Origin of the sequence: Roseateles puraquae (assembly GCF_002205845.1) — a bacterium.
In the GTDB taxonomy this organism is placed as follows: Bacteria; Pseudomonadota; Gammaproteobacteria; order Burkholderiales; family Burkholderiaceae_C; genus Pelomonas; species Pelomonas puraquae.
In genome coordinates this window covers 744,292-762,352 of record NZ_NISI01000001.1, presented here as the reverse complement: position 1 = coordinate 762,352, position 18,061 = coordinate 744,292, and the positions used below count along the sequence as shown (strand labels likewise).

The following is an 18,061-nucleotide window of genomic DNA, read 5'->3' as shown; positions in this document are numbered from 1 at the left end:
TGCTTCAACCGGGGCCGCGCCACAAGCGCAGCCTGAGATTCCATGGCACTTCAACACCTGACCGACGAGCAGATCGCCACCTGGTCCCGCGCCCAAAAGGACGAGTGGTGGTTCAAGAACGTCTTCCGCGGCGACATGGCCCAGCTCACGCTGCGTTCGGGCCTGACCGGTTTCCTGCTGGGCGGTGTGCTCTCGTCGACCGGCCTGTACATCGGCGCCAAGACCGGCATTTCGCTCGGGGTCGGCCTGACCTCGGTGATCCTCGCGTTCGCGCTCTTCCGGGCCCTGCATGCCAGCGGCTTCGCGCAGGACTACACCATCCTGGAGAACAACTGCACCCAGTCGATCGCCACCGCTGCCGGCTACGTGACGACCGCGCTGATCTCCAGCCTGCCGGCCTACATGCTCGTCTCGGGGCATGTGCCGGCCTGGTGGCAGATCGGCATCTGGATGTTCCTGGTGTCGCTCATCGGCGTGCTGCTGGCCTTCCCGCTGAAGCGCCGCTTCATCAATGAAGACCAGGCCCCCTTCCCCGAGGGCCGGGCCTGTGGCGTGGTGCTGGATTCGCTGTATCACGGGCAGGGCAATGAGGGCGTGTTCAAGGCCAAGCTGCTTGGGTGGGTGGCGGGCGGCGCCGCGCTGCTGCAGGGCATCTGCGGCGAAGGCTGGATGAAGCTCGTCCAGTTCAAGATCCTGATGCTGGACAAGTGGGCAGGCCTGACCGAGCCCTGGCACCTGCACGACCGCATCGACGACTACTACTACGCCTGGGCGGTCAAGGCCCATGGCTTCATCCCGAACATCCTCGGCACCGACTTCCGCACCCTGGGCCTGCGCCTGGTGGTGGACGCGGCGCTGATCGGCACCGGCGGCCTGATGGGCATCGCGATTGCGGCGAGCTGCTTCCTCGGCGCCTTCGTCAACTTCGTGGTGCTGGCGCCGGTGATGATCCAGGTCGGTGACATCGCGCCCCGCATCGGCCCCAACGGTGTGCTCGTGCCGCTGAGCCGGGTGGAGATCGTCAACCAGTGGTCGCTGTGGTGGGGCGTCACGATGATGGTGGTCGGCGCGCTGGTCAGCCTGCTGGCCAAGCCGGAGATCTTCGTGGCGGCCTTCAAGCGCAAGCCGGCCAAGCCGGCCGAGCCGCAGAGCGATCTGCTGAAGGACATCGAAGTGCCGCTGTGGATCTCCTGGATCGGCGTGCCCGTCGTCAGCCTGATGGGCTGCTACGCCACGCACGCCTTCTTCGGCGTGCCGCTGTGGCTGACCCTGGTGTCGCTGCCGCTGATCTTCGTGCTCACCGTCATCTGCACCAACTCGATGGCGCTGACCTCCTGGACGCCCACGGGTGCGCTGTCCAAGATCACGCAGTTCTCGATGGGTGCGCTGGACCGCAGCAACCCCGGCTCCAACCTGCTGCCGGCCGGCATGACGGCCGAGGTGGCCTCCAACGCGGCCAACCTGCTGTCGGACATCAAGCCCGGCTACATGCTGGGCGGCAAGCCGCGTCACCAGGCCATCGGCCACGTGATCGGCAACCTGGCCGGCGTGCTGGTGTGCGTGCCGCTGTTCTTCCTGCTCTTCATCAAGCCTGATGCCAACGGCGTCAACACCGCGGCGAGCATGGTCTCCGACCAGTTCGGCTTCCCCGCGGCGCTGCAGTGGAAGGGCGTGGCCGACATCATTGCCAAGGGCCTGACCAGCCTGCCCACCTCCGCGCTCATCTCCATGGCGGTCGCTGCGATTGCGGCCGTCGTCATCGAAGTGGCCCGCATCGTCACGCGCGGCCGTTCGGGCCTGTCGGCGGTGGCCATTGGCCTGGGCGTCACCCTGCCGCCGCAAGCCACGTTCATGATGTTCGTCGGTGCGCTGCTGTTCTGGTACATGGCCCGCAAGCACAAGGCCAACCCGGGCAGCCGCGGTCATCGCATCTGGGTGGAAGGCATGGAGCCCATCTGCGCCGGCCTGATCTCCGGCGCCGCGCTGATGGGCATCGGCGACGCCATCATCAACGTGCTGATCTGATAATCACGCGTTCAGCCTGTCCGTAGCTCAACTGGATAGAGCAGCTGCCTTCTAAGCAGCAGGTCGGGGGTTCGAGTCCCTCCGGACAGGCCATCTCCGGGGTGCAACGCGCACCCCCCGCTCCTTGGTTGCGCTGGTCTATGCCGATACAGGCCGGCAGGCGCGTGCGCGCCGTGGGTGACGGTACGGCTCGGTGAGTCGCCGTCCCAGCCCGAGCGCGAGCTGCTCCAGGGCTCTGGCGCTGTCTAAGGGGCGCTGACTCGCTTGGCGGGTTGGGTGTTGGCTCCATTTGCGTTCCTGATATCGCAACCAGGCGGCGAGCGAGCAGCGCTCCGTCCCACGGGCGCTCGCCAGCGAGAGGCCGGATCTTCTTGGGGTGCGGCACACGTCGGCCTCGCGTGGTGGACGCGATGGCGCCGTGGAGCACGACGCCAAAACGCCGTCGAAGCGACTGCGAATCCCCTGTTTATGGGCTTCTCGGGCGGTTGTCCGCCGTCGGTGCGCAACAGTGCCTCTGCTGGATTGATCAATCTTTCCTGTCCAGCGATACCGATTCAGATATGCCTGCCAGCCGTCGCTCCAGGAGCGCGCCCGTACGCCTCCGGCCTTGCTGAATGTGTGAGGGCAAACCTGAGTCCAACAAGAATTGGTAGCGCTACATAATTTGCTGGCAGATGGCATGACACCCGTGGGTGACCCAAACCATCAGAAAGGGCCGTCAGTGCCCTGGCCACGCAATCGGCCCTCGATGGCCCCACTCAGGAGACAAGCATGAAGACATCCCAGCCCGGCTGCGGCCGCCCACGCGCGGTGCCCGCGCCCCGCGGCGCGCTGACGGTCACGGTGCTCGCCGCACTGGTCAACCAGGCCTATGCCCAACAGGCCGAACAGCCCAAGCAGCTCGAGACCGTCGTGGTCAGCGGGTTCCGCAGTTCGCTGGCGGCATCGGCGCGCGAGAAGCGCGACAACATCGGCCTGACGGACTCCATCCACGCGGAGGACATTGGCAAGTTCCCGGACAACAACCTCGCCGAATCCATCTCGCGCGTGCCGGGCGTCCAGGTGAATCGCGACGTCACCGGCGAAGGCTTGAACATCCAGGTGCGCGGCCTCGGGGCCAACTTCACGCGCATCCTGCTCAACGGCGCGCCGGTGGCGTCCGCGTCCACCAGCTTCGGCAGCGCCTCCAACGCCAACCGCGAGGTCGACCTCGACTTCCTGCCCGGCGACCTGTTCTCGCGGATCACGGTGTCCAAGAGCCCGACGGCCGACATGCTCGAAGGCGCCATCGCCGGCGTGGTGAACATGCGCACGGCGCGCCCCTTCGACAAGCCAGGCACCCGCGGCGTGCTGAAGCTGCAACTGGCCAAGAACGACCCGTCGCCGCATGCAAGCACGCGGGGAACGGCGCTTTACAGCACCACGCTGAGTGACAGCTTTGGCGTGCTGGCCGGCGTGTCGTTCGCCGACAACCGCGTCGCCACCAAAGGCTTCGAGGTGGGCTATGTGCAGGACTGGATCACCCCGCGCCTGGCCAACCCCTCGCAGTCGGGCATCACCTCCAGCACCGCCGGGACGACGGCCGGCGCCTGGAACATCCCGACCACCGTGCCCGCGGCGGCCGCCGGCACCTACACGGTCGGCGGCGTCACGCAGACCCTGGTCGCCGGCCAGGTCATTGATGCGGCGCTGCTCAAGGCGCTGAACCCCGGCGCCACCGTGCAGCAGCTGGACAACGGCTACGTGCCCCGCCTGCCGCGGCCGGTCTATTTCGAGGGCCAGCGCAAGCGGCTGAACGGGCTGCTGAGCTTCGAGTTCCGCCCCACCGACGATTTCGACAGCTACTTCGATCTCTTGCTCGGCAAGAAGACCAACCGCCAGGAGCGCTCCGACTTCAACATCAGCGTGCGCAACAGCGGCGTCATCCCGATGGGCATGACCTACGACCGCACCGACTGCGGCAACTACTGCTTTGCCACGGGCGGCACCTTCCTCAACTCGGTCGGCTTCCTGGAGTGGCGGCGCATGGACGAGAACACCTCGTTCACGTCGATCACGCCCGGCTTCGAGTGGCGCGTGGCCGACAAGTGGAAGCTGACCGCCCAGGGCAACATGGCGCGCAGCACCTTCGACCGCCTGGCCCCGACGTTGCTGATTCCCACCAACGTCGCCAAACCGTTTACCACCTCCATCAGCCACAACGGCGACTACCCCGTCTACACGCCCAGCATCGACCCCAACGACCCCAAGAACTACGGCTGGTACACCGGCGGCCCGACAGGCGTCACGGCCACGATCAATGGTGAGGGTCGCGACATCAAGACCCGCGGCGCGCGCTGGGACCTGGCTTGGGGCGACGATCGCCTCACGGTCAAGGGCGGCATGGCCTACGACACCTATCTGCGTCGCATCACCGGCATGGGCGACGACGGGCGTTGGGCCAACATCACCTGCGGCGGGTATCTCAACTTTGCGATGGCTGCCCCCAACAGCACCAACCCCAATGCCTGCAACGGCAGCATCACCGCGGCCAATGCCGCGTCGGTCAACGTGGCCTCGCAGTACCCCGGCTTCGGCACGGGCTGGACGAAGGGTGCCCCGGCGCTGGCCTATCTCGGCTCCGCCGTGCCCGACGTGTCGAAGTACCTGATGCCCGGCCGCTCCGGCTTCGTGAACCTGGACTGGTCCCGCTTTGCGGCTGATACGCGCTACTACGACCTGGCCTCCAACCTGACGGCCGGAACGGGCAACGGCTTCAGCGGTGTGTCGGCCCAGCGCTTTGGTGAAGACATCTTCGGCACCTACCTGGAAGTCAACGGCAAGACCCGCGTATTCGACCGGCTGCTGCGCTACGACCTGGGCCTGCGCCGCACCCACGCGATGCAGACCATCGGGGTGTTCACCGCCGTGGCCGACCCGCGCACCACGGCGCTGCCCGACGGCGGCACCACCAATGCCAGCCAAGGCGCGCGCTACCCGCAACTGATCGTGGAGACGTCCTCGCGCGCCTCCTACAACAGCAGCCTGCCCAGCGCCACCCTGGCCTACAACATTGCCGACGACATGATCATCCGCGCGGCCGGCTCCAAGTCGATCACGCGCGCCAACCCGAGCGACCTGCGGCCGCTGCAGCTGACGGTCAATGACGTCGCCTTCCAGCAGGTGACGGCCACCAACCCCAACCTGAAGCCCTTCGAGGCCAAGAACCTGGACCTGGGCTGGGAGTGGTACACCGACAAGAAGGGCGGCTACCTGGCCGCGGCGTTCTTCGCCAAGCACATCAAGAACTTCCCGCGCACGGTCACGCAGCAACTCACGCTGTCGCAGATCCGCCAGCTCTACGGCGCCGATTCCCTGACCTACGCGGCCGGCAGCACCGCCGAGGCCGCCGTGAACGCCAGCGGCGGCCCCGACCGGCACCTGATGACGCTCAGCCAGCCGGTCAACACGGAAGACGTCATGAAGCTCAAGGGCTGGGAGCTGACCTGGTCGCAGTCGCTGGACCGCTGGCTGCCGATCAACGGCTTCGGCTTTGTCACCAACTACACGCGCACCCTGCAGGACCCTGGCACCAGCGGCCAGGTGCCCATCGGTGTCTCGCCCTACACCGCCAACCTGACGGTGTACTTTGAGAACAGCCGAGGCTCGATCCGGCTGAGCAGCAACTACCAGGCCCAGAGCTCCTTCGACACCATGTCGGCCGACGGCAACGTCGCCTACAAGCTGATCAAGGCCAACCGCGCCTACTTCCAGATGGACCTTTCCACGCGACTGGAGATCGGTGACTGGGTGGGCTGGAAGCCCGGCGTGTCGATCAACTTCGACGTGGCCAACCTCGGGGCGGCCAAGCAGAAGTCGTTCGTGCAGGAGGAGTATGCGACCCGTACCTACTGGGACCCGGGCCGCACCTACCAGCTGACCGCGCAGATGAAGTTCTGAGGTCGCGGCGTCAGTCCACGGGCCTTGCCGCGCCGGTGCCCCGGCGTGCCGGGCCTACGTCTTCTGGCTCGGGCCCGCGGCCCGGGCCCTTGTGTTGTGTCGGAGAGGTCCCATGGCATCCTGGCGGCATTGGTGGGCCGTGTTCTGTCTCGGCGCGATGGGCCTCGGTTGCTCGGCGCCACCGGCCACGCCGGCCTCCTCGGCGGTGCTCGCGGTGCCGGCGCCGGTGCCAACAGCGCCACGTCCGGCGACGTTCACCAACCCCGTGCTCAGCGGCTTCGCCTCGGACCCAAGCGTGTGCCGCTCCGGCGACGACTACTACCTCGTCACCAGCACCTTCGAGTACCTGCCGGGGCTGCCGATCTATCACAGCCGGGATCTGGTGCACTGGCGGCTGATCGGCAATGCCCTGTCGCGGGCTTCGCAGATCAGCTTCGTCGGCCGCAAGAGCTCCAAGGCCATCTTTGCGCCGACGCTGCGCTGTGGTGGCGGGCGCTTCTACATCGTCACGACCGATGTCGAGGGCATCGGCAACTTCTTCCTCACGGCCCGGCACCCGGCGGGGCCGTGGTCAGACCCGGTGCGTCTGCAGGAATCCGTGTTCGGCATGGACCCCTCGTTCTTCTTCGACGATGACGGCACCGTCTACTACACGCGCCACGGCGGAGGCCGGAATGGCGGCGTCTACCAGGCCCGCGTGGACCTGGAAGCCGGCCGCCTGCTGGAGACGCCCAGGCTCGTCTGGTCGGGCATGGGCGGCATCTGGCCCGAGGGCCCGCACCTGTACAAACGGGACGGGTGGTACTACCTGCTCATCGCCGAGGGGGGCACGTCCTATGACCACCGCATCACCATGGCGCGCTCCCGTTCCCCCTGGGGGCCGTTCGAGCCCCATCCCGACAACCCCGTGCTGACACACCGGCACCTGCCGGACCACCCGCTGCAAGCCCTGGGTCATGCCGACCTCGTCACGACCCCCGAGGGGGCGTGGTGGGCCACCCTGCTGGCGATCCGTCCCCAGGCGGCCGCGGGTGGGCGGCACCACCACATCGGGCGGGAGACCGTGCTGGCCCCCGTGCAGTGGCGCGAAGACGGCTGGCCGGTGTTCGGGCAAGGCGGCATGCTGGCTGAAGCCCAGCCGACCGAGCGGCTGCCCGCCTGGGCGCCGTGGTCGCCCGCGCCGGTTCGCGAGACCTTCAAGCCCGACGAAGCGCTCCCGCCGCACTGGACCTTCCTGCGTACCCTGGCGCCGGGCCTGTGGTCCCTGACGGCCCGCCCTGGGCAGCTGCGCCTGATCGGCGCCCGTACCGGGCTGGACACCGTGGGCACCCCGGCCTTCGTCGGACGTCGCCAGGAGCGGCTCAGCCAGCGGTTCGCCACCGAGTTGGCGTTCACGCCGGCGGCGCCGGACGACGCGGCCGGCATTGCCCTGCGCATGAACGAGACACACCATGTGCTGCTGCAGCTCAGGTCGGCGCCCGCGCCTCGCCTGGAGTGCCGCCAGCGGGCCGGCAGCGGTGACGCGAACCTGCTCGCCGAGACGGTCGTCCCGCAGACCCGGTTGCAGTTGCAGGTCATCGCCACGCCTCAGGCGTATGCGCTGGCCTGGCGTCCGGCCACCGGCGAGTCCACCTGGCAGCCGCTGTGCACCGTGCCGACCTACCAACTGTCGACCGAGTCCGCCGGCGGGTTCACGGGGGTCTACCTGGGCCTGTACGCCTTCAGCGCGACGGACAAGCCCGCCACCGCTGATTTCGCCTGGGTGGACTTCGAGCCGGGCCCCTGACCCGGCGTCAATGTCGGGCGTGCCCCCCTTTGGAGGGATAGGGTGGGGGTGCATCCCCCCAACGTCCCCCGCCGACACCCCCTAGGTGCGATACCTTGATCACGGACGGCGGCCGAGACTGCGTTCATCGACATCGGAGATGCCATGAACGTCCAACTCGCCACCCTCGCGCAAGCCTCCGTGCTGCAGCTGCGCGAAGCCATCCGCCGCGTCACCAGCGCGCATGCCCACACGGCCGAAGAGCAGCTGCAGGATGAATTCCTGGCGGGCGTGGAAGCCACCGACGCCAGCTGGGACGACTGGCAGGAAACCAGCTTCGACGTGAGGAAGTTCGATGTCTGACGCCAGCCGCCGCAACCGCGACGTGTCGCCTCACGTCCACCACTGGGTCTATGACGCCGTGCCGGGCCAGATCAAGGGTTACGACGGGGAAGGGCGGGAGTTGCTCGCCATCCAGGCCGACCCGCATTTCGCCCAGCGGCTGGTCGCCGCGTTCAGCAAGGTGTTCGTGCCGCGCAAGCCGGTCGATACCACCAGCGCGGTGCCCACGCAGTTCTGAGCGCAGGTGCGGCCGGGGTCAGGGCAGCCGGGCCAGCATCGTGGCCTCGGTCGCTTCATCCCAGGCCAGGGGGTAGAGGCTGCGGGCACAGGCCAGTTGGTCCGGCTGGCCGCCCCACAGCGCAATCTGCTCGCGAATGCTCGCGAAATCCACGCTCATCAGCACCGCCGGCGCGTTCACCCGCGGGTTGTGCCGTGCGGCTGTCAGCGGCACCAGGCCCAGGCAGCGGCGGTAAAAGCCGGTGTGCCGCGGGTTGACCTCGATGACGAGCCGGTCGCAGCGGGCTCGGCGGTGCGCGTGCAGATAGCCCAGGTGAAAGATCTGGGCCAGCACGCGCTTGGGATCATGCGAATGGCGGTCCACCGCAAGGCCGCCGAACTCGCACAGGCGCAGGCCGTCGGCCCGCCAGTCGTCCAGCTCGGCCTTGAACAGCAAGTCGGCATGCAGGCCCTCGGGGCCATCGAAACGCACCGACAGGGTGCCGACGATGCGCTCACCGGTGCGTTCGCGGGCGGTGCAGACGATGTCGCCGTCCTGGTTGCGGCTGCTGAAGTGTTCGCGTGACACGGCCAGGCCGCGGTCACCGTAGCGACGCTCCACCAGGTCCAGCGCGTCGCCGTCCAGCCCGCCGAAGCCGCTGTCCAAGGCGAGGTCGGGGTGGCCGGTGTCATGGCGGGGGGCGCTGAACAGCGCTTCAAGAGAGGGAATCATGGGCGACAACCAGACCTGGGACTTTGCAAAACGGGGCGCAGTCTAGGGATGTACAACCCCGATCGGGCCGGGTCTCACAGACCGATACACCCGACACATGCCGACCATGCGGTTTTGCACGCCACGGGGCTCGGGCAGGCCCATTTCTGTAAGCCGATGTAGACCGTCAGCGACCTGTCAACGGCGGATTCGGCGTCTCGTCCTACACACGCCTGGCCGGCACCCGTTCTACATTGGTGGCGGGTTGAGAGCCCCCTGCTTTTCCTCCCTGAGCAGGCGTCTTGCCGTGACAGCGGTAGACGGTTTGACCCCCAGCGCGGTGCGCTGGGGGTCTTTTTATTGCTGAGTCCCTTATGCGGCCCTGATGCCCGCCTGGACACAGTGGGGGCCTCTTCACCACCGCTGTTCCGCATGGACACCCTGACCTTCCCGATCGACCATCCGTGGTGGTCGTTGCTTGCGCTGTTGCTTGTCATCGCGCTGGTCTTCTACAAGCGCACGCTGCGCCTCTTCGGTTTTGTGATCGTGCCGGATGATTCCATCGGCACGGTCACCAAGAAGTTCGTCCTCTTCGGCCGCCACCGCGAACTGCCGCCCGGCCGCATCGTGGCCCTGTTCGGCGAGGCCGGCCTGCAGGCCGACACCCTCGCGCCGGGGCTGCACCTGGGGCTGTGGCCCTGGCAGTACCAGGTGGATCTGGTCAAGTTCACCGTCGTGCCGGACGACGCCATCGGCATCGTCGAGGCCTGCGATGGCCTGCCCTTGCCGGACGGGCGCGTGCTGGCAAGGCATGTCGACTGCGACAACTTCCAGGATGCGCGCGCCTTCCTGGCTGGCGGCGAGCGTGGCCTGCAAATGAGCGTGGTGCCGCCCGGGGCCTGGCGCATCAATACCCTGTTGTTCAGCGTGCGCCTGGAGCGCATGACCGTGATCGAGCCGGGCAAGATCGGCATTGTCGAAGCGCGTGATGGCCGGCCCCTGGCCGGTGGCCGGGTGATCGGCCGCGCCGTGGCTTGCGACAGCTTCCAGGACGCCCGCGCCTTCATGGCCGGCGGCGGCGAGCGTGGCCCGCAGATGAACGTCATTCCCCAGGGCAAATACCGCATCAACCCGGGCCTGTTCCGCGTGACGCAGGTGCCGGTGACCGATGTGCCCGACAACAAGGTGGGCATCGTGACCACCCGCGAAGGCGCGTCCCTGCACACCGGCGAGATCGCCGGCCCCGAAGTGCCGGGCCACAACGTCTACCAGGACCCGCAGGCTTTCGTGAACGCAGGCGGCACCAAAGGCCTGCAGGAGCAGGTGCTGCTGGCCGGCCGCTACTTCATCAACCCGATGTTTGCCACCGTCGAGATCATCGACATGACCGAAGTGCCCATCGCCTCGGTCGGTGTGGTGGTGGCCTTCGTCGGCAAGGCTGGGGAGGACGTCACCGGCGAGGGCTTCCGCCATGCCAACATGGTCCGCCGCGGCGAGAAGGGCGTGTGGGTGGACGTGCTGGACCCAGGCAAATACGCCATCAACACCTACACCCACAAGGTGCGCGTGGTGCCCACCGCCAACGTGGTGCTGAACTGGGCCACGGGCAAGACCGAGGCTCACAAGCTCGATGCCAATCTCTCCACCATCACCGTGCGCTCGGCCGATGGCTTCACCTTCAACCTGGACGTGAGCCAGATCATCCACATCCCGCGCAACGACGCGCCCAAGGTCATCGCCCGCTTCGGCAGCATGGAGGCGCTGGTCACGCAGGTGCTGGAGCCCACCATCGGCAACTACTTCCGCAACGCGGCGCAGAACTCCGATGTCATCGACTTCTTGAAGAAGCGCAGCGAACGCCAGGCCGAGGCCAAGGCGGCCATTGCGCTGGCGCTCAAGGCCTACGACGTGGGGGCGGTCGAGACCCTCATCGGCGACATCGTGCCGCCGGCCGAGCTGATGAAGACGCTCACCGACCGCAAGCTCGCCGAGCAGGAGAAGGTCACCTTCACGACCCAGATGGAGGCCCAGGGCGTGCGCCAGCAGTTGGAGCAGGCCACGGCGTTGGCCCGCACGCAGGCCCAGGTGGTGGATGCCGAGCGCAAGGTGGCGATCGCCGAGTTCAGCGCGCAGGCCGCCGTCAAGACCGCGGATGGCGCGGCCCGCTCCAAGAAGATCACCGCCGAGGCCGATGCCGAGGTGACCCGCGTCACCGGCCAGGCCGAAGCCGGCCGCACGTTGGCCATCGGCGAGGCCGAGGCCGAGGTCATCCGGCAGAAGATCGGCTCGATGGAATCGGGCAACTACGCCATCGTGCAGGTGGCCCAGGCGCTGGCCGGCGCTGGCGTCAAGCTGGTGCCGGAGGTGCTAGTGGGCGGCGCCGCGGCGGGCCAGGGCGGCACGCTGGTGGATGTGTTGCTGGCGGGTCTCGTCAAGGACCGCCTGGGCGCGTCGGCCGTGCCCACCCTGACCGAAGCGGTGCCCGCCTAAACTGCGCCGCCCATGACGCCCACCCGTCCCTTCGTCCACCTGCTGCCCTGGGTTGCCCTGGGCTCGCTGATGGCGCTGGCCTGGGTGGGCTGGAAGCTGCGCCAGGCCTGGCGCAGCCTGAGGGCGGCCCAGCGCGCCGCGCAGTTGGAGCGCGAACTGCGCGAGTTTGGCGACCTGATGCGCGATGCCGACCGGCCCGAAACGCATGCCGCCGACCTGACGCGCGCCCTGGCCGCCCGCGCCACCGCCCCCGTGGCGGCGTTGTTGCAGCCCCAGCCGCAGGCGCCTGACCTGGTGCTGGGCGAGCCGGATGCGAATGCGCTCGCCGGCCTGCAGTTGTGCGCCGCCAGCGGCCGCGCGCTGGGGCCCGGCACCGATCACCATGCGGGTGAGCCCGACCTCTACCTGCCCCTGCGCGGCCGTGAGGCCGCCTTCGGGGCGGTGGTGCTCTTCGGCCTGGGCGCCCGGGCCCTGCCCGGCGACCTGATGGCCCATGCCCAGGCCTTGTGCGACCAGATGGGCCTGGCCCTGCAGCGGCAGCGGGTGCATGACGAGGCGCGCCGCGCCAGCGAGCTGGCCGAGGTCCAGACCACGCGCAATGCGATGCTTGCCGCCATCTCGCACGACTACCGCACGCCGCTGGCCACCATCATGGGCTCGGCCTCGGCGCTGCAGACCCAGGGCGAGCGGCTCAGTGCCGCCCAGCGCGGCGAGCTCGCCAGCCGCATCGTGGACGAGACCGCCCGACTGGTGCGCCTGACCGACAACACCCTCCAGCTGGCCCGCCTCGGTGCGCCCGGCGTGGCCCTGCGCAGCGACTGGGAGTCGGCCGAGGAGATCGTCGGCGCGGCGCTGCGCCGGGTGCGCCGCCGGCCGGACGGCGAGCGGGTGCGGTCGCGCATCGAGCCCGGCCTGCCCCTGTTGTGGTGTGATGCGGCCCTGATGTCGCAGCTGCTGGACAACCTCATCGACAACGCCCTGAAGTACAGCCCGCCGGCGGCGCCGGTGGAGCTGGTGGTGCGCCGCATCGGCGGCGATGTGGTGCTGGCGGTGCGCGACCGCGGCCCAGGCATCGAGCCGGCGTGGCGGGAGCGGGTGTTTGACGCCTTCCAGCGTGGTGACCTGGCCGACTTTGCCCAGCGCCCGCCCGGCGCAGGCGTGGGCCTGGCGGTCTGCCGCGCGATTGCGCAGGCGCACCACGGGCGCCTCACGCTGCGCCCGCGCGGCCATGGCGGCTGCAGCTTTCAATGCTGGCTGCCGCTTCGCGAGGCACCGGCCTTGCCGGAGGCGATGTGAAGCTGCTGCTCGTCGAGGACGACCGCGAACTGCGCGCGACGCTGCGCGAGGCCTTGGCCGTGGAGGGCTACGAAGTGCTGGCCGCTGCGAGCCTGGCCGATGCGATGGCGCAGCTGTCCCACACCGGCACGCTCGACGCCGTGCTGCTGGACCTTGGCCTGCCCGATGGCGACGGCGAGACCCTGCTGCAGGCGCTGCGTCGCGACCGGTCCACGCCGCTCATCGTCATCTCGGCGCGGCAGGTGGAGGGGCACAAGATCCGGTTGCTGGATGCCGGCGCGGACGATTACCTCGTCAAGCCCTTCGGCATCGGTGAACTGCTGGCCCGCCTGCGCGTGGCACTGCGCCATCGCGGCACGGTGGCGCAGCCGGCCATCACGCTGTACCGGCGTGCCGGGCTGGAGGTGGACCTGACCGCGCATCGCGTGCGCCGCGACGGCGTGGACGTGCGGCTCACCCCCACGGAGTTCAAGCTGTTGGCGCGCCTGGTGCGCCAGGCCGGCCAGGTGGTCACCCACCGGCGGCTGCTGGCTGATGTCTGGGGCGCCGATGCCACCGAGCAGACGCACTACCTTCGGCTCTACATGGGCCAGCTGCGCGCCAAGCTCGAAGCCGATCCGGGAGAACCCTGTGTGCTGCTGACCGAGCCCGGCGTGGGCTACCGCATTGCCGAGGCCGCCGGGGGGTGATGCCGCCCCGCATGACATGGCGCGTCGGTTGCTGCTAGTCTCCCGCGCGCTCGCCACCGTGACGGCGATGCGAAAGGGCAGGCATGGCGGAATTGACGGTCAACGGCAAGCGGGTGCAGTTCGAGGCGGAGCCTGACACTCCATTGCTGTGGGTGCTGCGGGAGCAGCTCAGCCTCACGGGCACCAAGTACGGCTGCGGCGTGGCGCAATGCGGTGCCTGCACCGTGCACATCGACGGCGCTCCGGTGCGCAGTTGCGTGATGCCCGCCTCGGCGCTCACGCCGGCGCAGAAGATCACCACCATCGAAGGCCTGGCTCCCAACGCCTCGCATCCGCTGCAGAAGGCCTGGGACGCGCTGGACGTGCCGCAGTGCGGCTTCTGTCAAAGCGGCATGCTGATGGCGGCGGCGGCGCTGCTCAAGGCCAAACCCAGGCCGACGGACGCCGACATCGACGCCGCCATGAGCAACATCTGCCGCTGCGGCACCTACAACCGGGTGCGCGCCGCCATCCACCTGGCGGCCGGCCAGGTGCAGCGCAAGCAGATCCCGATCGTCATCGAAGGAGGCCAGGCATGAACGCGGTCATGAACCGGCGCGGCTTCCTGCATGCGACCAGCGCCGCAGCCGGCGGCCTGATGGTGGGCTTTCATGTGCCGGGCCTGGCGCAGGCCGGCGAGACGCCCGAGCTGAATGCCTGGGTCCAGGTGCTGCCCGACGAGACCGTCGTCATCCGCATCGCGCGCAGCGAGATGGGGCAGGGCACCTTGACCGGCCTGGCCCAGCTCGTGGCCGAAGAGCTGGAGTGCGACTGGGCGCGTGTGAAGACCGAGTACCCGACGCCCGGCCAGAACCTCGCCCGCAACCGCGTGTGGGGCAGCATGAGCACCGGCGGCAGCCGCGGCGTGCGTGACTCGCATGAGTACGTGCGCAAGGGCGGCGCACTGGCCCGGGCGCTGCTCATCCAGGCGGCGGCGAACCAGTGGAATGTGTCCGTGGTCGAGTGCACGACGGCGGCGGGCTTTGTGCAGCATGGCAGCAAACGGCTCAGTTATGGCCAGCTGGCCGCCGAGGCCGCCAAGCTCGCGCCGCCGGCCGACATCACGCTCAAGCCGGCCTCGGCCTGGAAGATCGCCGGCCGGCCGATCAAGCGGCTGGACACCCGCGCCAAGCTCGACGGCTCGCAGGTCTACGGCATGGACCTGCAAATGCCAGGCCTGCTGAACGCCGCCATCAAGGACTGCCCGGTCTTCGGCGGCAAGGTCAAGAGCTTCGATGCTGCCGCGGTGATGAGCCGCCCCGGTGTGAAGAAGGTGGTGCAGGTGGGCGACTCCGCCGTGGCCGTGGTGGCCGACACCTGGTGGCGGGCCAAGACCGCGCTGGAGGCCCTGCCCATCGTCTGGGACGAGGGCCCGAACGCCGGCCAGAACAGTGCGGACACCGCGGCGGTGCTCAAGGCCGGGCTGGATGCGCCCGATGCCGCCGTGGGCAGCAGCCAGGGCGACGTGAAAGGTGCGCTGGCCACCGCGGCGCGCAAGGTCGAGGCGGTCTACAGCTACCCGCACCAGAACCACGCGACCATGGAGGTGATGAACGCCACGGCCAAGTGGACTCCGGAGCGTTGCGAGGTCTGGACGCCGACGCAGAACGGCGAGGCTGCGCTCGCCGCGGCTGCCGAGGCCTCGGGCCTGCCGCCGTCGCAGTGCGAGGTCTACAAGCTGCACCTGGGCGGCGGCTTCGGCCGGCGTGGGGCGGTGCACGACTGGGTGCGCCAGGCCGTCATCATCGCGAAGGCCCTGCCGGGCACGCCGGTCAAGCTGATCTGGAGCCGTGAAGAAGACATGATGCACGGCCGCTACCACCCGGTGACGCAGTGCAAGCTCACCGCCGGCCTGGACGCCGCCGGCAAGCTCACCGCGCTGCACATGCGCATCTCGGGCCAGAGCATCATCGCGGGCATCTTTCCGCAGAACATCAAGGACGGCAAAGACCCCGTCGTGTTCCAGGGCCTGAATGCCGGCGGTGCCGAAGGCGCGCTCGGCTACGTGGTGCCCAACCTGCTGATCGACCACGCGATGCGCAACCCGGCCGTGCCGCCCGGCTTCTGGCGCGGCGTGAACCTGAACCAGAACGCGGTCTACCTGGAGTGCTTCATCGACGAAGTTGCGCATGCCGCCAAGCGTGACCCGCTGGAGCTGCGCCGCGAGTTGCTGGCCAATTCGCCCAAGCACCTGGCGGTGCTGAACGCGGTGGCCGCCAAGGCGGGCTGGGGCAAGCCGCGGCCCAAGGGGCGCTACCTGGGCCTGGCGCAGATCATGGGTTTCGGCAGCTATGTGGCGGCCTGCGCCGAGGTGTCGGTGTCCAAGAAGGGCGAGCTCAAGATCCATCGCATCGTGGCCTCCACCGACCCCGGCCATGCGGTCAACCCGCAGCAGATCGCCGCGCAGGTGGAAGGCAGCTTCGCCTACGGCCTGTCGGCCGCGCTGTATGGTGAGATCACGCTGAAGGACGGCCGCGTCGAGCAGCAGAACTTCGACACCTACCCGGTCATGAAGCTGGCCGACATGCCGGCCGTCGAGACGATCTGCATGCCCTCGGGCGGCTTCTGGGGCGGCGTGGGCGAGCCCACCATTGCGGTGGCCGCGCCGGCCGTGCTGAACGCCATCTTCGCAGCCACGGGCAAGCGCATCCGCGACCTGCCGCTGCGCAAGCAGGCGCTGGTGTGATGCGTGCGGCGCTGGCGCTCGCGTTGATCGCCGGCGCGCAGGCCAGTGCGCAGACCGCTGCCCCTGCGCCCGCACCGGCGGGCGGCATCGAGCGCGGTCGGGCCCTGGTGGCCGACCGCACCCAGAGCCTGTGCCTGCTCTGCCACGCGCTGACCGCGCAGGGCGACCCCAACCAGGGCAACCTGGCGCCGCCGCTGGCGCTGTCAGCGGCTCGCCTCACGCGTGACGGGCTGCTGGAGCGCATTGCCGACATGCGCCGCTTCAACCCGGCCACCGTGATGCCACCGTTCCGCTCGACCGACGGGCTGCGCGACGTGGCACCGGCCTGGGCGGGCCGCCCGGCGCTGACCGAGCAGCAGCTGGACGACATCGTGGCCTACCTCGGCAGCCTGGCCACGCCATGAGGCGGCGGGTCTTCATCGGTGCGGCCGGGGCGCTCGCCTTGTTGCCGGCGGCGCGCGCCTCCGAGGACGCGATGCGCGCCGCCATCCGCGCCTGGGCTGGGCGAGACCCGACGGCCGGGCCGCTCAAGATCGAGATGGCCGAGTTGGTGGAGAACGGCAACGCCGTCCCGGTGCGCCTCGTGGCCAGCGAGCCGGTGGTGGGGCTGGCCCTGTTCACGCCGTTGAACCCCGAGCCCGAGGTGGTGCATGTGAGCTTCGGCCCGGCGGTGGCGCGGCCCGAGTTCAGCACCCGCATGCGCCTGGCCCGCAGCCAGCGCATCGTGGCCGTGGCCAAGGCCGCCGATGGCCGTTGCTGGCAAAGCAGCCTGGAGGTCATCGTGACCCTGGCCGCCTGTGTGGAGCCCTGATGGCTGCGCGTGCCGTCATCCACCTGCCGGCGCGTGTCACGGCCGGCCAGCCCTTCGAGGTGAGGGCCACGGTTGCGCACGCGATGGAAACCGGCTATCGCAACGACGACGGCGGCAACCGGCTGCCACGCGACCTGGTGCGGCGCTTCGAATGCCGGCTGGAAGGCGAGCTGGTGTTCTCGGCCGAGCTGTTCGCCGCGGTGTCGGCCAACCCGTATCTGTCCTTCTGGATGCAGACGTCCAAGAGCGGCGAGCTGAGCTTCGTGTGGCAGGGTGACCAGGGCTTCGAGCACCGTGAGGTGCGTGTGCTGGCCGTGGGATGAAGGCGGGGCTGGGTCTGCTGCTCGTGGGCGTGGCGCTGGTGAGCGTGGCTGATGAGCGCCGCTCTGGCCGGGACACCATGACCCCCGCCCTGCGCGCCCTGCAGGCCGACGACACCCAGCATCCCGCACAACTGGCCCTGGCCTTCGGCCGGGAGCTGTGGGCGGGCGGGCCCAAGTCCTGTGCGAGCTGCCACGGCGAGCCGCAGACCCTGCGCGGCGCTGCCACGCGCTACCCCGCCTGGGACCGTGGCCTGCTGGACCTCCCCGGCCGTATCCAACGCTGCCGCGTTCAGCACCAGCAGCAGCCCGCCTGGGCGCCGGAGGCCGAACCGCTGCTCGCGCTGACCGCGCTGGTCGCCCAGCAGTCGCGCGGCCTGCCGCTGCAACCGCCCCGCGGGCCGGCCCTGGATGCCGCGGCGGCCCAGGGGCAGCGTCTCTTCAAGACGCGCCTGGGTGCCCTGAACCTCTCCTGCGCCCAGTGCCACGACGAACGTGCCGGCCTGCGCCTGGGCGGCAGCCTCATCCCGCAGGGCCACGTGGACGACTACCCCGTCTACCGCCTGGAGTGGCAATCCTTGGGCAGCCTGCAGCGGCGGCTGCGCGGCTGCCTGAACGGCGTGCGCGCCACCGTCTGGGACTGGGACAGCGCGGAGCTGCTGGCGCTGGAGGTCTACCTCGCGCGTCGTTCCGCAGGACTGCCGATGCAGCCGCCGGGCGTCAGGCCCTAA

General features: G+C 69.2%; 15 protein-coding genes and 1 tRNA gene. 15 read left to right on the top strand and 1 reads right to left on the bottom strand.

Features of this window, described 5'->3' with window-relative positions; all coding sequences use genetic code 11:
• Positions 1-42 precede the first annotated feature (42 nt).
• The 6 genes from CDO81_RS03440 to CDO81_RS03415 all read left to right on the top strand — a co-directional run bounded on the left by CDO81_RS03440 (position 43) and on the right by CDO81_RS03415 (position 8,309).
• Complete coding sequence (locus CDO81_RS03440; protein ID WP_088481737.1) at positions 43-2,025, top strand: OPT family oligopeptide transporter; 1,983 nt, start codon at positions 43-45, stop codon at positions 2,023-2,025.
• A 16-nt stretch (positions 2,026-2,041) separates the two neighbouring features.
• Positions 2,042-2,118: transfer RNA gene (locus tag CDO81_RS03435), tRNA-Arg, on the top strand.
• A gap of 678 nt (positions 2,119-2,796) precedes the next feature.
• Positions 2,797-5,964, top strand: coding sequence for a TonB-dependent receptor (locus tag CDO81_RS03430; protein WP_088481736.1), 3,168 nt, complete (start codon positions 2,797-2,799; stop codon positions 5,962-5,964).
• A gap of 112 nt (positions 5,965-6,076) precedes the next feature.
• The gene (locus tag CDO81_RS03425; protein WP_088481735.1) at positions 6,077-7,750 is read left to right on the top strand and encodes a glycoside hydrolase family 43 protein; all 1,674 of its coding nucleotides are present in this window, start codon (positions 6,077-6,079) and stop codon (positions 7,748-7,750) included.
• Between the two features lie 144 nt (positions 7,751-7,894).
• A complete protein-coding gene (locus CDO81_RS03420; protein WP_088481734.1) occupies positions 7,895-8,092 on the top strand; it encodes a hypothetical protein in 198 nt (65 codons plus the stop codon).
• Positions 8,085-8,309 carry a hypothetical protein gene (locus CDO81_RS03415; RefSeq protein WP_088481733.1) on the top strand — a complete coding sequence of 75 codons (225 nt, stop codon included), beginning with the start codon at positions 8,085-8,087 and terminating at the stop codon, positions 8,307-8,309. Before CDO81_RS03420 ends, CDO81_RS03415 begins: the two co-directional genes overlap by 8 nt.
• An 18-nt stretch (positions 8,310-8,327) precedes the next feature.
• Here CDO81_RS03415 and CDO81_RS03410 read toward each other — a convergent pair whose 3' ends face one another.
• Positions 8,328-9,020: an N-acyl amino acid synthase FeeM domain-containing protein gene (locus CDO81_RS03410; protein WP_088481732.1), complete on the bottom strand. Its 693-nt coding sequence runs from the start codon at positions 9,018-9,020 to the stop codon at positions 8,328-8,330.
• 411 nt (positions 9,021-9,431) lie between these two features.
• On the opposite strand from CDO81_RS03410, the gene CDO81_RS03405 reads away from it, so the two are divergent.
• From CDO81_RS03405 to soxA, 9 genes are all read left to right on the top strand, one after another.
• Entirely contained in the window at positions 9,432-11,489 is a 2,058-nt protein-coding gene (locus tag CDO81_RS03405) for an SPFH domain-containing protein (protein WP_088481731.1), read from the top strand.
• A gap of 12 nt (positions 11,490-11,501) precedes the next feature.
• Positions 11,502-12,785: a sensor histidine kinase gene (locus CDO81_RS03400; protein ID WP_088481730.1), complete on the top strand. Its 1,284-nt coding sequence runs from the start codon at positions 11,502-11,504 to the stop codon at positions 12,783-12,785.
• Positions 12,782-13,474, top strand: a complete 693-nt coding sequence (locus tag CDO81_RS03395) for a response regulator (protein WP_241516825.1) — start codon at positions 12,782-12,784, stop codon at positions 13,472-13,474. Before CDO81_RS03400 ends, CDO81_RS03395 begins: the two co-directional genes overlap by 4 nt.
• An 83-nt stretch (positions 13,475-13,557) precedes the next feature.
• The gene (locus CDO81_RS03390; RefSeq protein WP_088481728.1) at positions 13,558-14,052 is read left to right on the top strand and encodes a (2Fe-2S)-binding protein; all 495 of its coding nucleotides are present in this window, start codon (positions 13,558-13,560) and stop codon (positions 14,050-14,052) included.
• Positions 14,049-16,199, top strand: coding sequence for a xanthine dehydrogenase family protein molybdopterin-binding subunit (locus tag CDO81_RS03385; RefSeq protein ID WP_088481727.1), 2,151 nt, complete (start codon positions 14,049-14,051; stop codon positions 16,197-16,199). Before CDO81_RS03390 ends, CDO81_RS03385 begins: the two co-directional genes overlap by 4 nt.
• Positions 16,199-16,603 carry a sulfur oxidation c-type cytochrome SoxX gene (soxX, locus tag CDO81_RS03380; RefSeq protein WP_088481726.1) on the top strand — a complete coding sequence of 135 codons (405 nt, stop codon included), beginning with the start codon at positions 16,199-16,201 and terminating at the stop codon, positions 16,601-16,603. Before CDO81_RS03385 ends, soxX begins: the two co-directional genes overlap by 1 nt.
• The gene (locus tag CDO81_RS03375) at positions 16,600-17,010 is read left to right on the top strand and encodes a thiosulfate oxidation carrier protein SoxY (RefSeq protein ID WP_088481725.1); all 411 of its coding nucleotides are present in this window, start codon (positions 16,600-16,602) and stop codon (positions 17,008-17,010) included. Before soxX ends, CDO81_RS03375 begins: the two co-directional genes overlap by 4 nt.
• Complete coding sequence (locus tag CDO81_RS03370; RefSeq protein WP_088481724.1) at positions 17,010-17,333, top strand: thiosulfate oxidation carrier complex protein SoxZ; 324 nt, start codon at positions 17,010-17,012, stop codon at positions 17,331-17,333. Before CDO81_RS03375 ends, CDO81_RS03370 begins: the two co-directional genes overlap by 1 nt.
• Positions 17,330-18,061, top strand: coding sequence for a sulfur oxidation c-type cytochrome SoxA (gene soxA, locus CDO81_RS03365; RefSeq protein WP_088481723.1), 732 nt, complete (start codon positions 17,330-17,332; stop codon positions 18,059-18,061). The genes CDO81_RS03370 and soxA overlap by 4 nt, the downstream gene beginning before the upstream one ends.

Coding starts and splice junctions, on each gene's coding strand:
- CDO81_RS03385 (WP_088481727.1), top strand. CDS start 14,049: ATGAACGCGGTCATGAACCGGCGCGGCTTCCTGCATGCGACCAGCGCC.
- CDO81_RS03370 (WP_088481724.1), top strand. CDS start 17,010: ATGGCTGCGCGTGCCGTCATCCACCTGCCGGCGCGTGTCACGGCCGGC.
- CDO81_RS03420 (WP_088481734.1), top strand. CDS start 7,895: ATGAACGTCCAACTCGCCACCCTCGCGCAAGCCTCCGTGCTGCAGCTG.
- CDO81_RS03390 (WP_088481728.1), top strand. CDS start 13,558: ATGGCGGAATTGACGGTCAACGGCAAGCGGGTGCAGTTCGAGGCGGAG.
- CDO81_RS03405 (WP_088481731.1), top strand. CDS start 9,432: ATGGACACCCTGACCTTCCCGATCGACCATCCGTGGTGGTCGTTGCTT.
- CDO81_RS03375 (WP_088481725.1), top strand. CDS start 16,600: ATGAGGCGGCGGGTCTTCATCGGTGCGGCCGGGGCGCTCGCCTTGTTG.
- CDO81_RS03400 (WP_088481730.1), top strand. CDS start 11,502: ATGACGCCCACCCGTCCCTTCGTCCACCTGCTGCCCTGGGTTGCCCTG.
- CDO81_RS03425 (WP_088481735.1), top strand. CDS start 6,077: ATGGCATCCTGGCGGCATTGGTGGGCCGTGTTCTGTCTCGGCGCGATG.
- CDO81_RS03430 (WP_088481736.1), top strand. CDS start 2,797: ATGAAGACATCCCAGCCCGGCTGCGGCCGCCCACGCGCGGTGCCCGCG.
- CDO81_RS03440 (WP_088481737.1), top strand. CDS start 43: ATGGCACTTCAACACCTGACCGACGAGCAGATCGCCACCTGGTCCCGC.
- soxA (WP_088481723.1), top strand. CDS start 17,330: ATGAAGGCGGGGCTGGGTCTGCTGCTCGTGGGCGTGGCGCTGGTGAGC.
- CDO81_RS03410 (WP_088481732.1), bottom strand. CDS start 9,020: ATGATTCCCTCTCTTGAAGCGCTGTTCAGCGCCCCCCGCCATGACACC.
- soxX (WP_088481726.1), top strand. CDS start 16,199: ATGCGTGCGGCGCTGGCGCTCGCGTTGATCGCCGGCGCGCAGGCCAGT.
- CDO81_RS03415 (WP_088481733.1), top strand. CDS start 8,085: ATGTCTGACGCCAGCCGCCGCAACCGCGACGTGTCGCCTCACGTCCAC.